Raw genomic sequence first — 13396 nt, 5'->3', positions numbered from 1 at the left:
TTATTTATTGAAAGAATTATTTACATATGAACCGACAGCTGTAAGATTGACTGTTGATCAAAAACAATATACGTTTTCAAAAGCATGGCTTGTCACCGTTGCGAATCACCCATACTATGGGGGAGGAATGAAAATCGCTCCATTTGCGCAGCCAAATGACCAGCAGTTTGACGTGGTCGTTGTAAATGATGTGTCGAGATTAAAATTGCTCGCATTATTTGTGACGGTTTTTTGGGGCGGTCACATTAAAATGAAGGAAGTACATACGTTTCAGGGGAAACATATTTATATTCGTAGTCATATGCGTCTTCCTGTGCACGCTGACGGTGAGCAAATTGGTGAAGGAGAAATTACGATTTCTGTGAATAAGCAAGTGCGTGTGTTTCGATAGCTTAAGTGGGACTATTGTTCACATGCCAGAGCAAATTAAAGGCTCTTGACGGTGACAAGAGCCTTTAGTACTTGTTTTGCATATATCGCAATATTTCATACGCACGATCACCAAGCAGTTCGAGAAGTTGTTCAAACATCTCATCGCGCCGCAAATCGAGTTCAATAATTTGTTTGGCTAAATCAATTACTTTTTTCTCCATCTCTTATTTCCCTCCGATACAGTTCATATTGTTTTCGCAGTTCAGATACGGTCCAGTAGTGTAATGGATGAAGTTCAAACTTTCCTCCCTTAGTGAGCCTATTAATATAAAATTGCTTCTGTTTCATCGCTGTTTGCAAAAGGGTACCCATTTCTCATCCTCCCGCATACGTTATTTAACTACCATTATAGTGATCTTTGTTATTGTCTACAGTATTATTGTTATATTTTATTACACATATTATTGAATTTGTTAACTTTTATAACAAAATCCGCGTAAATGTTACTGAAATCGTATATGATTATGTTATAAATAATTACATTGAGGGAGAGGGTTAAATGGATTCATATAAACATAAAAAAGTTATTTCGATTGGTATTGTGAGTGAATTAACAGGGTTGTCACCGAGACAAATTCGTTATTATGAAGAACGCCAACTCATTTTTCCAGATCGGTCGAAGGGAACGAGGAAATATTCTTTCGCTGACGTCGAATGGCTCGTTGAGATCGCCAACAAACGTGAGGAGGGGGTGCAAACGAAAGAAATTCGCTATGAAATGATGAAAGAAATTCGTGAAACGATGAGAAAGGGACAAATTAATGCTCATTTCCGTTCGCGTATGTAAATTGCTCATTTCCGTGTTATAATGGTAGCGGAAGGAGAGTTTCGGGCATGTTTATTGAGTTCCCGTTGGATTTGTTTACGTATGCATCGCTTTTTAGCGTTTTTATTGTCGTTATGACGTGTTACGTGACGCGTCAAGCGAAGCATCCTTTCTTCATTCAGCGTTTCATTGCTCACGATGCAAGCGGTGTTGTAATGGCAAGTGGTATGTATGATATGCCGCTGTGTATGCGATTTGTTACGTTTCGACAGCGGAAGATTCCGATAAATGAGCAGTCGCATGCTAGCGATGAAGAAGGAAGGTGGCTCCTTGTTTGCTTATAATTACAAACAAGGAGGCATAAAATCGTGAAAAAATGGATGTTTTCGTTTTTTGTTGTAATATTAAGTGCATGTAATCGAAATGTACCGATTACAGAACATAGTCAAGGTGTATGGGATCATTATTTTGTTTATCCGATGTCAAAGCTATTGCTTATGCTCGGTCATGTATTTCAAGAAAATTATGGATTAGCTATTGTTGCCTTAACGATTGTTGTGCGCTTTGGCTTGCTTCCGCTTATGATCAAACAATTTCGTGCTAATATCGCAATGCAACGCATTCGCCCTGAAGTACTAAAGCTCCGGCAAAAGTACAAAGCAACAGACATGGAGACGCAACGAAAGCTGCAACAAGAAATGATGCAATTATATCAAAAGCACGGTATAAACCCGATGAGTGGTTGTTTGCCAGTTTTTATTCAAATGCCTATCTTTATGGCGTTGTACTACGCCATTTCGCGAACGGAAGAAATTAAGCTGCACTCGTTTTTATGGATGCAGCTTGGACACCGTGACCCATATTTTATTATGCCGCTGCTCGCCAGCTTAACGACATTTATTTCGATGCGTTTATCTCCATCTACAACAGCAGAAACAGCTGTGCAAATGAAAATGATGTCGTACGTCATGCCGATCATGATTTTCATGGGAGCGAGTTCTGTCCCAGCAGCTCTATCACTATATTGGGTTGTTGGTGGATGTTTTTCAATTGTCCAGTCACTCATCATGCGCACACAATGGAAGAAACATGTAACAGAAGCTGCCAAATAACCTGCTCGCTAGCTGAGCAGGTTTCTTTTCGTCAAGGGGTGAAAAAAATGAAAGTGATTATTGCAGAAAAGCCTGATCAAGGAATGACACTTGCGTCGATTTTTCGAACAAAAAAAAGAGATGGATACATTGAAATTTTACCAAATGAGTTGTTTCCGAAAGGGGCTTATATGACATGGGCTGTTGGACATTTATTTGAATTAGCCTCCCCAGAAAAGTATGAAGTAAGTTGGAAACGATGGACGCTCGATACGTTACCGATTATTCCGAATCGTTTTCAATATGAGATTGATCGTAAAAAAGCGAAACAATTTCAAACGATTAAGCAATTGCTTCATAAGCCGGAAGTGACTGAAGTTATTCATGCTGGTGATGCTGGGCGAGAAGGGGAATTAATTATTCGAAACATCATTTATATGAGCGGTGTAAAAAAACCGATCAAGCGTCTTTGGATTTCATCGTTAACACCAAAGGCGATTGAACAAGGATTTCGTCAGCTACTAGACGAAAAGCAAACCCGTCCTTTATATGAAGAGGCGTATGCACGAACGTGTGCAGATTGGCTTGTTGGCATGAACGCATCGAGAGTGTATACCATTTTATTAAAGCAAAAAGGGATGAATGACGTGTTCTCCGTTGGACGTGTGCAAACGCCAACACTCGCTTTAATTGTGAGAAGAGAAAAAGAAATTGAGCAATTTCAATCAAAGCCGTTTTGGGAAGTCATTGCCACATTCGATATGAATGGAAAGCAATATGAAGGAAAGTGGTGGCATGAAAATGAAACGCGTATACATGATCAACAACTGGCCGAAAAAGTTATCGCATTTTGCAGAAAAAAACAAGTAGAAGTGGACGAAGTTACGTATGAACAAAAAACATTTTTGCCACCGCTTTTGTTTAACTTATCGACGTTGCAAGCAACTGCGAACAAGCGATTTAAATATTCCCCGCAGAAGACGCTTGATATATTACAAAAGCTATATCAAAAAGGATATGTATCGTATCCACGCTCCGACTCACAATACGTGACGAAGGGGGAGGCGGAAACTTTTCCTTATATTTTAAAACAGCTTGAGCAAAAGGAAGAGTATGCATCATATTTCCCGTTAGTTCACAAATCAATTTTACATAATAAACGTTATGTAAACGAAAAGAAAGTGACCGATCACTATGCTATTATTCCGACGGAACAAGTGCCTGACCTCATGAAACTTAGCCGTGATGAGCGAAACATTTACGATCTTGTCGTTCGACGATTGATTGCCGCGCATTGTGCTGAGGCAGTCGTTGGCTATACGTCAATCGTAACGGTTGTGGATGGACGGGCGCGCTTTATTTCTAAAGGAAAAGAGCAAATTCAAGCTGGATGGCGGACAGTAATGATGGTAAAAGAGGAGGATGATGTGCAACCGCTGCCAAATATAAAAAAAGGTGAAAAAGGAACAGTATATGATGTGTACGGGAAAGAAGGAAGAACGCAGCCGCCGAAGCGGTATACAGAAGGGGAATTAATTACGCTAATGAAGACAGCAGGGAAATTTTTAGATGACGAACAATTAGAAAAAGTGCTAGCTAAAACAGAGGGGCTTGGAACTGAGGCAACCCGTGCTTCTATTATTACAACGTTAAAACAACGGCAATATATCGAAATAAAAAACAATCAAGTATATGCAACAGATAAAGGAAAAGCACTCATTGAGGCTGTTGGTCCACATCTTTTAGCGTCACCTGAAATGACTGCGAAATGGGAACAACGATTAAGTGAAATTGGAGAAGCGAAAGCATCAGCTGCCGTGTTTATGGAACAAGTGAAAAAGCTAGCGGGGAAAATTGTCACCGATGCGGTACAAATGGCAAATCATTGGTCATTTGAAGGTTTGGATACCGCATCGATCCAAAGAAAGAAAAAAACGACGATCGGGAAAACTATAGGATCGTGTAAGTTTTGTGGGGGCTCAGTTGTTGACAAAGGCACATTCTATGGTTGTGCTAACTACGCAAAAACAAAGTGCTCGTTTACTATTTCGAAGACGATGTTAGGAAAACCGATTTCACAAGCAAACATCAAAAAATTATTAACAGAAGGAAAAACGAATGTGATCAAAGGGTTTAAAAAGGGAGAGAGCACATTCAATGCTGCGCTCATATGGGATGAGAAGGAGCAGCGCTTATCGTTTTTGTTTGAAAAATAGGAGAACGGTTCTCCTATTTTTCAACTTTACCTTTCCACTCGTTCATGCCGCCGGTCATATTGTATATATTTGTAAATCCTTCCTTCACTAACAATTGGCTCGCTTGCGCCGAGCGATTACCTGAACGGCAAACAATGATATATGTCTCATCTTTTTTTAGTTCATTCATGCGTTCTTGCAACTGTTGTAAAGGGAGTAAGATAGCGCCTGGAATATGACCAGAAGCATACTCCTCTTCTGTTCGGACATCAAGGACAACAACGTTTTCTTTTTGAATCATTTGCGCAGCTTCATGAACAGAAATGTTTGTAAAGCCACTTTGTGCACATCCACTAATAGCAAAAAGAAACATAGATAGAAGGACAAAATACTTTCGCATTGTATCACCTCCTGTATGTCGATCTAAATACCCACGTGTGTATTTTAGCGTAATTTTTCGATCTCTTCAAATGTTTCGACACCATTGTCATTTCGATATATAGTAAAATAGGGAAAACAATTTATCGAGAAAGAAGGGGAAATATGGGGACGTATGAGTCGATTATGGACTTAATTGGCAACACGCCAATTGTGCAGCTCCGTCGTGTTGTTTTTTCGACAGGGGCTAGTGTGTATATGAAGCTTGAATCATTTAACCCAGGTGGAAGTGTGAAAGACCGGGCGGCTAAGCGAATGATTGAGCGTGCTGAAAGGGAAGGTAAAATTGTCCCTTTTCAAAGCACAATTATTGAACCGACATCGGGGAATACAGGAATTGGATTAGCCATGGTATGTGCAGCAAAAGGATATCGCTGCATCATTACAATGCCCGATAATGCGACGAAAGAACGGATCAATTTATTGAAAGCGTATGGGGCAGAAGTTCACTTAACCCCGGCTTCGTTGCGCATGCAGGGGGCTATCGATGAAGCATATCGATTGGCTAAACGTATTCCAAATAGTTTTATTCCGATGCAGTTTGAAAATCAAGCGAATCCAGATGCCCATCGTACGAGCACCGCGCTTGAAATTATAGAAGCATTTCCAGATGGAGTAGATGCGTTTGTGCTTACGGCAGGAACAGGTGGGACAGTGACCGGAACAGGGGAGGAATTGAAAAAAAAATTCCCCCATTTACGCATTTATGTTGTTGAACCGTATGGATCCCCAGTCCTTTCAGGTGGGCAACCAGGGCCGCATAAAATTCCAGGTACCGGTCCGGGATTTATTCCTCGTATTTTAAATCAACAAGTGTATGATGACATTTTGCTTATCAAAGATGAAGAAGCGCAAACGATGGCAAGGCGACTAGCGGCAGAGGAAGGAATTTTAGTGGGGGCTTCAGCTGGCGCAGCTGCTTATTGTGCGATTCAAGTGGCTCGAATGCTCCCGAGTGATGCACGCGTGCTCTGTATGGCTCCGGATACAGGAGAGCGATATTTATCGTCCGATTTATTTAACGGATAAGAGGGGCAAAAAATGCTGACGCTATAAAATAAAAAGGAGTGATTGTATGTTTCAAGAAGAAGTAAAAGAAGTGGGCGGTCTTCGTCTTCATGTCATTCCAACAAAAAAATATAAGACAAACACGCTTGTATTGAAAATGAAAGCACCGTTATGTGAACAAGATGTAACGATGCGCGCTCTCATTCCATATGTGTTACAAAACGCCACAGAGAGACACCCTTCCATGAAAGCGTTACGTACATATTTAGACGAGTTATACGGCGCAACGTTACAAGTTGATTTGGCGAAAAAAGGTGAACACCATATTATTACGATTCGGATAGATGTCGCAAATGAAAAGTTTTTAGGTGGCACATCCCCATTGTTACGTGATGCAATGACGTTATTAAGCGACATGTTGTTTCGCCCCCTTACTGAGCAAGGTGGGTTTTCTGCTTCAATTGTTGAGCAAGAGAAGCGTGCTTTAAAACAAAAAATACAGTCGTTATTTGACGATAAAATGAGATATGCTCAGCATCGGCTCATTGAAGAAATGTATAAAGGCTCACCCTATGCGCTCGATGTTCACGGTAAACGCCACGATGTGGATTCAATCGATGCGAAACGTTTATACAAACATTATGAACATATGTTAAAGCATGACGAGATCGATCTATACGTTGTGGGCGACGTGATGTTAGATGATATAGAACATGATGTGGCTGAACGTTTTTCACTAGAAGCTCGTTCCCGGCGCTCGACGACAACGCCAACGCGAATGAAACGAACAAATGTACAAGAAATTGTAGAAAAACAAGATGTGAAGCAAGGTAAGCTACATCTTGGTTACCAAACAAATACGACGTATAACGATGCTGATTATGATGCGTTGCAAGTATGGAACGGGATATTCGGGGGATTTACACATTCAAAATTGTTCATCAATGTGCGTGAAAAGGCGAGCTTAGCTTATTATGCGGCTTCACGCATCGAAAGTCATCAAGGAATGATGATGGTCATGGCAGGAATTGAACCGAGCAATTATGAACGAGCACTTGAGATTATTCATGCTCAAGCAGAAGCGATGCGGAACGGACAATTTAGCGATGAGGAAATCGCCCAAACAAAAGCGGTCATTCGAAATCAGCTATTAGAAACAATTGACACAGCAAGAGGAATGATTGAACTTTCTTATCATAATGTGATTGCAACGCGTCAACGACCATTTCATGAATGGCTAGAAGGGATCGAAAAAGTGACGCGTGAGGACATCGTGCGAGTAGGCGAAAACGTTGAATTAGATACGATTTATTTTTTAACAGAGAAGGACGGTGAGAAAAGATGAAAGTCATTCGCTACGATCAATTACATGAACAATTATTTTATGAGAGGTTAGCTAACGGATTAGATGTTTACATTTTACCGAAAAAAGAATTTAATAAAACATACGCAACGTTTACAACGAAATACGGTTCGGTGGATAACTACTTTACTCCATATGGAAAAACGAGTATGAAAAAAGTGCCGGACGGCATCGCCCACTTTTTAGAGCATAAATTGTTTGAAAAAGAAGATGGCGATGTATTTCAAACGTTCAGTAAGCAGGGGGCATCCGCGAATGCTTTCACGTCCTTTACACGCACAGCCTACTTGTTCTCGAGTACAACAGATGTCGAAAAAAATGTAGAAACATTACTTAACTTCGTTCAAGATCCTTATTTTACAGAGCAAACTGTGGAAAAAGAAAAAGGGATCATTGCTCAAGAAATTCGTATGTATGATGATCATCCGGACTGGCGCTTGTATTTTGGGACAATTGAAAGCATGTACCACCATCACCCTGTAAAAATCGATATTGCAGGAACGGTAGAGTCGATTTCACATATTACAAAAGACTTATTATATGAATGTTATGAAACGTTTTATCATCCAAGCAATATGCTGCTATTTGTTACCGGTCCTGTTGATCCATTAGCTATGCTTGAACAAATTCGCGCAAATCAGACGAAAAAAACGTTCCGCCCACCAACGGATATTGAGCGATTTCGCTACGAAGAACCGTCCTATGTTGCACGTAAAAAACATGTAATTGAAATGAACGTGCAGACGCCAAAATGTTTAGTCGGTATAAAAGCGAAAAATGTGTATACAAAAGGGAAAGAAAAGTTAAAGCATGAATGCGCCATCGGCTTGTTGCTTGATTATTTGTTTGGAAAAAGTTCCCTAAACTATGAGCGGTTGTATCAGCAAGGATTAATTGACGAAACATTTATGGTAGACTATACGGAAGAGAGCGATTTTGGGTTTAGTTTAATCGGTGGTGACACTTTACACCCTGATCGATTAGCAGAAGAAATTCAACGTATTCTTTTACAATTTGACGATATTGATGATGAGCAAGTGGAGCGATTAAAAAGAAAAAAAATCGGGACATTTTTACGCTCATTAAATTCGCTTGAATATATTGCGAATCAATTTACCCGCTATGCGTTCGATCATATGAGCTTGTTTGACGTTGTAGCAACATTACAATCATTGACATCGAATGACTTAAAAGTAGTTGCTCGCGAATGTTTTGTGCAAGAACAGTTTACGGTATGTCAAGTTGTTCCAAAAAAGGTGAAATGAGATGAAATACGCGTTAATTACAGGAGCGAGCGGGGGCATCGGTCGCGCGATTGCTCACCAGCTCGCGAAAGATGGGTATGGATTGTATTTACATTATTATAAAAATGAGCAGTCCATTCAATCTTTAGCGAGGGAACTATCAACGGACATATATACGATCAAAGCGGATTTATCCAATTCTTCGGGGGTAGATGTGCTAACTTCTTCCCTTTTTCATCCTATTGATGTGCTCATCCATAACAGTGGGATGAGCGTTTATGGATTAATGACGGATACAACGGATGAACAGGTGAAACAGATGGTTCAGTTGCATGTAACGAGTCCATTTTTGTTGACAAAGCGTTTACTCCCATCTATGATTCAACGGCGTCGTGGACAAATTGTCGTCATTTCATCCATTTGGGGGTTAACAGGTGCATCGTGCGAGGTATTATATTCGATGGTAAAGGGTGCGCAAAATACGTTTGTGAAAGCGTTAGCTAAAGAAGTAGCTCCAAGCGGTATACGAGTAAATGCCATTGCCCCTGGAGCCATTGATACACCTATGCTTGCTGAATTCACTTCGGAAGAATTGAGAGCGCTAACTGATGATATCCCAATTGGCCGAATTGGAAAGCCTGAAGAAGTTGCGAAAGCGGTGTCATTTTTAATTTCTGATTACGCTTCGTATATTACAGGGCAAATTTTATCGGTAAATGGTGGTTGGTATTGTTAAGCGAGCATAATTTTTTGCATCGTGTGGCAAACTGTTCTTGAAACGAATTTCAAGGAGGTTTGCATATGTCTGTTCTTGATAATTTTGAGCAATGGAAAAGCTTTTTGGCAGATCGTCTTCATCAAGCAGAAGAACAAGGAATGAGCCAACAAGTTATTTCGGATATCGCTTATCAAATCGGAGACTATTTAGCAAAGCAAGTTGATCCGAAAAATCCGGAAGAACGAGTACTTGCTGATTTGTGGCACGTAGCGAATGAGCAGGAGCAACATGCGATTGCCAACATGATGATTAAGCTTGTACAAAATAAATAGGTAATAGGGCAAGCTGGTGACATTCGCCAGCTTGTTTTACTATGTTTACGTATTCACAAAAAACAGTCGTCCATTCTTTTCATTCTCGCATTCAAATGGTAAAATAAACATACATGCGTGTTTCGACAAAGCGTTGCTTATATGATCGCATCGTGTAATGTAAAGGGGAGAAGGGGTATATATGGAGAAGAAGGAATGGTATTTAGAATATGAAATACATATGAATCGTCCGGGGTTATTAGGTGATATCGCATCGCTTCTTGGCATGCTTTCTATTAATATTGTCACAATTAATGGAGTAGATGACTCGCGTAGAGGGATGCTTTTGTTATGTAAAAGTCACGAGCAAATTGAGCGTCTCCAATCCATTTTAGCGACGATGGAAGATATTACGGTAACAAAATTACGTGAACCGAAGTTGCGAGATCGTCTCGCAGTTCGACATGGGCGCTACATTCAGCGAGATGCTGATGATAAAAAAACGTTTCGCTTCGTTCGTGATGAATTAGGTTTACTTGTCGATTTTATGGCAGAGCTATTTAAACAAGAAGGGCATAAGTTGATCGGGATTCGTGGTATGCCACGCGTCGGGAAAACAGAGTCGATCGTAGCTGCGAGCGTCTGCGCGAACAAGCGTTGGTTGTTTGTTTCTTCTACGCTCATTAAACAAACAGTTCGCAGCCAACTCATTGAAGATGAGTATAGCGAAAACAATGTATTCATTATTGACGGAATCGTTTCGACGCGCCGCTCAAATGAACGACATTGGCAACTCATCCGTGAGCTCATGCGACTACCAGCGACGAAAGTCATTGAACATCCGGATATTTTTGTAAGGCATACAGAATATAAGTTGGATGACTTTGACTATATTATTGAACTACGTCATGAAGCAGACGAAGAAATTACGTATGAACTCGTTGATCAATCTTCTTTTTTTGGTAACGACGGTTTTTCGAATATCGATTTTTAAAGATGGAAGGTGTTTCCGTTGACAGAGTTAGGGAAGCGTTTGAAAGAAGCGAGAGAACAACGTCACATGAGTTTAGACGATCTACAAGAAATTACTAAAATTCAAAAACGATATTTGATCGCAATTGAACAAGGCAATTATGTCATTATGCCGGGGAAATTTTATGTTCGGGCATTTATTCGACAGTACGCTGAAGCTGTCGGTCTTCATGCTGATGAACTGTTCGAGCAATACGCACATGAAATTCCAACGACTCAACAGGAGGAACTCCCTGGTGAGTTGTCTCGTGTAAAATCGAGACAGCTATCAGAACAGGGGGCAAAAGTACTTGATGCACTTCCAAAATTCCTTATCGGAGCACTAGTTGTTGGGGTAGCAGTCGTTCTCTGGTTTTTCTTCCAAAATCGAGCGGTGAATGAACAGCCAAAAGAGCAAATTATTAATGAAAAGGCAGAATTTGAGCAATCCGAACAAGCAAATGAACAGCCAGCAGAAAAACAAAATGAACAACAGTCAGAAAAACAGGAAGAAAACGAACAACAGGAACAGCCGTCGGAAGCGATGATCAAGGTAATTGAAACGAACGGGCGAAAGTCGACAATTGAAGTAACTGGGAAACAGTTGATCATTGAACTTGCAACAAAAGGCGATGCATGGATTGAAGTGAAAAATGGGAAAGGGAAAGCCTTTGCACGCAAAATGATGTATGCCAATCAATCCGAAACATTCGACTTAACAAACGAAACAGAAGTGTTGTTAGTGATCGGTCAAACATTAAATACGGAAGTGAAAATAAACGGGCAAATGCTCGAATATCCTGTTAATCCGAGCGATCATGTGCGTCAGGATGTTATGATTATTTACAAAAAACAATAATGTTGGATGAAGTGTTGGAGGTTAGTAACTGTGAATATACCGAATCAAATTACGATTGCGCGAATGCTACTTATCCCCTTTTTCCTTATTTTTTTGTTGGCGCCCATTGATTTAGGTGTCATCCAAATTGAGACGGAGCAATTACCGATCACACACGCCATTGCTGCGCTTATTTTCATTATTGCATCTACAACTGATTGGGTGGACGGATACTATGCCCGAAAATATGGGCTAGTGACGAATTTGGGGAAATTTCTTGATCCGCTTGCAGATAAGTTGTTAGTATCTGCGGCGCTAATTGCCCTCGTACAACTAGATCTGGCACCAGCTTGGATCGTTATTGTCATTATTAGCCGTGAATTTGCGGTAACAGGGCTACGGCTTGTGCTCGCAGGGGAAGGGGAAGTCGTTGCAGCAAATATGCTTGGAAAAATTAAAACATGGACACAAATTGTAGCCATTGCAGCTCTTCTTTTGCACAACATTCCTTTTTCGCTTTTTTCGTTTCCGTTTGCGGACATTTCACTATGGGTAGCGCTCGTCTTTACAATTTGGTCAGGATGGGATTATTTTATGAAAAATAAACACGCATTTCGTCATTCAAAGTAAATACAAAGGGGATGGGAGAAAGATGAAAGCGGAGATCATTGCGGTCGGTTCAGAACTTTTACTCGGACAAATTGCAAACACAAATGCTCAATTTTTATCACAACAATTAGCGGACATTGGTGTAGATGTATATTACCATACAGTTGTTGGTGATAACCCTAAAAGACTTACACATGCGATTGAGGTGGCTAAGCAACGCTCGAATTTAATTATTTTTACAGGGGGACTCGGCCCAACAAAAGACGATTTGACAAAAGAAACAATTGCGAACGTGTTAAATACATCGCTCGTTTTAGACGAGGATGCATGGCGTTCGATTTGTGATTATTTTTCGAAAACGAATCGTCCGATGTCTCCAAACAACCGTAAACAGGCACTCGTGTTGGAAGGATGTCACGTGCTAAAAAATGAACATGGGATGGCTCCTGGGATGGCACTGACTATTGATCAAACGACGTATATGCTCCTTCCTGGGCCACCAAAAGAAATGCAACCGATGTTCATCAAATATGGACGTCCTTTTTTATTGCAAAAACTTCAAGTTCGTGAAAAAATCGTATCGCTCGTTCTTCGTTTTTTTCACATTGGCGAATCTCAGTTAGAAACAGAAATTGAAGATTTAATCGATAAACAGACAAATCCAACGATTGCCCCGCTTGCCTCTGATGGTGAAGTTACACTTCGCTTAACCGCAAAGCATGAGCGTGAAGAGGAGGCTAAGCGTTTAATTAAGGAAATGGAGCAAAACATTTTAGCACGTGTCGGCCCTTATTTTTATGGATACAACGATGAAACGTTATTTGGAAAATTGTTAGCTACATTAAAAGAACAAAACAAAACGCTTGCTGTGGCTGAAAGTTTAACAGGCGGTTTGTTTTTAGAAGAAATGACTGCGCTTCCGAGCGCCTCTACAGCCATAGCAGGAGGAGTAGTATGTTATACGAATGAAATAAAGGAAAAAGTGTTGCAAGTGCCGAAAGAAATATTACAAACGGAGGGGGCGGTCAGTGAGCGATGTGCGCAGTTGATGGCGGAAAACGTCCGAAAACTTTGCCAAAGCGATATCGGCATAAGTTTTACAGGCGTCGCAGGACCGAGTGAGTTGGAAGGGAAACGAGTAGGGACAGTATGGATTGGAATAGCAACTGACCAAGGAACAAAAACGTTTTTGCTTACGTTATCCGGTGGACGACAAGCCATTCGTATGCGCACGGCGAAATATGGCTGTTATTATTTACTACAAATGTTACATTAATTTACGAACGTTTATTCGTTTTTTTCTTGGCAAATAAACATAAAACCTGTATAGTAGTAAGTAGTAGTGATTGCTTCATTTTTTCGTAAGTAAAAG

16 protein-coding genes are annotated in these 13396 nt (G+C 40.5%); 14 read left to right on the top strand and 2 right to left on the bottom strand.

Annotated features, from left to right (window positions below):
* Window positions 1-391: diacylglycerol/lipid kinase family protein (locus V7Z64_RS07590; RefSeq protein ID WP_367178558.1), on the top strand; the 391-nt coding region annotated here is incomplete at its 5' end.
* A 64-nt stretch (window positions 392-455) separates the two neighbouring features.
* On the opposite strand, the gene V7Z64_RS07585 is transcribed toward V7Z64_RS07590, so the two are convergent.
* Window positions 456-593, bottom strand: a complete 138-nt coding sequence (locus V7Z64_RS07585; protein ID WP_297990118.1) for a hypothetical protein — start codon at window positions 591-593, stop codon at window positions 456-458.
* Window positions 594-931: 338 nt separating this feature from the next.
* Between V7Z64_RS07585 and V7Z64_RS07580 the strand changes: the two genes are divergently transcribed.
* The 4 genes from V7Z64_RS07580 to V7Z64_RS07565 are packed head-to-tail and all read left to right on the top strand — an operon-like array spanning window position 932 to window position 4505.
* The gene (locus tag V7Z64_RS07580; protein ID WP_003398169.1) at window positions 932-1219 is read left to right on the top strand and encodes a MerR family transcriptional regulator; all 288 of its coding nucleotides are present in this window, start codon (window positions 932-934) and stop codon (window positions 1217-1219) included.
* Window positions 1220-1266: 47 nt separating this feature from the next.
* Entirely contained in the window at window positions 1267-1542 is a 276-nt protein-coding gene (locus tag V7Z64_RS07575) for a hypothetical protein (protein ID WP_297990120.1), read from the top strand.
* Between the two features lie 36 nt (window positions 1543-1578).
* Window positions 1579-2310, top strand: coding sequence for a membrane protein insertase YidC (gene yidC / locus V7Z64_RS07570; RefSeq protein WP_297990131.1), 732 nt, complete (start codon window positions 1579-1581; stop codon window positions 2308-2310).
* Between the two features lie 47 nt (window positions 2311-2357).
* Window positions 2358-4505, top strand: a complete 2148-nt coding sequence (locus V7Z64_RS07565) for a DNA topoisomerase III (protein ID WP_297990122.1) — start codon at window positions 2358-2360, stop codon at window positions 4503-4505.
* 13 nt (window positions 4506-4518) lie between these two features.
* On the opposite strand, the gene V7Z64_RS07560 is transcribed toward V7Z64_RS07565, so the two are convergent.
* Window positions 4519-4884: a rhodanese-like domain-containing protein gene (locus V7Z64_RS07560; RefSeq protein ID WP_003398164.1), complete on the bottom strand. Its 366-nt coding sequence runs from the start codon at window positions 4882-4884 to the stop codon at window positions 4519-4521.
* A gap of 143 nt (window positions 4885-5027) precedes the next feature.
* On the opposite strand from V7Z64_RS07560, the gene cysK reads away from it, so the two are divergent.
* From cysK to V7Z64_RS07515, 9 genes are all read left to right on the top strand, one after another.
* Entirely contained in the window at window positions 5028-5951 is a 924-nt protein-coding gene (gene cysK, locus V7Z64_RS07555) for a cysteine synthase A (RefSeq protein WP_297990125.1), read from the top strand.
* 46 nt (window positions 5952-5997) lie between these two features.
* Window positions 5998-7275 (top strand): EF-P 5-aminopentanol modification-associated protein YfmF, encoded by a 1278-nt coding sequence (yfmF, locus tag V7Z64_RS07550; RefSeq protein ID WP_297990127.1) that lies wholly within the window; start codon window positions 5998-6000, stop codon window positions 7273-7275.
* Window positions 7272-8558, top strand: a complete 1287-nt coding sequence (yfmH, locus tag V7Z64_RS07545) for an EF-P 5-aminopentanol modification-associated protein YfmH (protein WP_334109932.1) — start codon at window positions 7272-7274, stop codon at window positions 8556-8558. Before yfmF ends, yfmH begins: the two co-directional genes overlap by 4 nt.
* Window position 8559: 1 nt before the next feature.
* A complete protein-coding gene (gene ymfI, locus V7Z64_RS07540; protein ID WP_003398157.1) occupies window positions 8560-9273 on the top strand; it encodes an elongation factor P 5-aminopentanone reductase in 714 nt (237 codons plus the stop codon).
* A gap of 65 nt (window positions 9274-9338) precedes the next feature.
* Entirely contained in the window at window positions 9339-9587 is a 249-nt protein-coding gene (locus V7Z64_RS07535) for a DUF3243 domain-containing protein (RefSeq protein WP_003398156.1), read from the top strand.
* Window positions 9588-9768: 181 nt separating this feature from the next.
* On the top strand, window positions 9769-10560 hold the full coding sequence (locus tag V7Z64_RS07530; RefSeq protein WP_091701576.1) for a DUF3388 domain-containing protein: 792 nt from the start codon (window positions 9769-9771) through the stop codon (window positions 10558-10560).
* 18 nt (window positions 10561-10578) lie between these two features.
* Entirely contained in the window at window positions 10579-11436 is an 858-nt protein-coding gene (locus tag V7Z64_RS07525; RefSeq protein WP_442885094.1) for a helix-turn-helix domain-containing protein, read from the top strand.
* A 30-nt stretch (window positions 11437-11466) separates the two neighbouring features.
* A complete protein-coding gene (gene pgsA, locus V7Z64_RS07520; RefSeq protein WP_297990086.1) occupies window positions 11467-12045 on the top strand; it encodes a CDP-diacylglycerol--glycerol-3-phosphate 3-phosphatidyltransferase in 579 nt (192 codons plus the stop codon).
* 22 nt (window positions 12046-12067) lie between these two features.
* The gene (locus V7Z64_RS07515; RefSeq protein WP_297990088.1) at window positions 12068-13300 is read left to right on the top strand and encodes a competence/damage-inducible protein A; all 1233 of its coding nucleotides are present in this window, start codon (window positions 12068-12070) and stop codon (window positions 13298-13300) included.
* Window positions 13301-13396 lie beyond the last annotated feature (96 nt).

The sequence above is a fragment of the Anoxybacillus sp. genome (genome assembly GCF_036834105.1).
In the GTDB taxonomy this organism is placed as follows: domain Bacteria; phylum Bacillota; class Bacilli; order Bacillales; family Anoxybacillaceae; genus Anoxybacillus.
The sequence above is the reverse complement of the archived record's forward strand: the minus strand, read 5'-3'. Positions and strand labels throughout refer to the sequence as shown.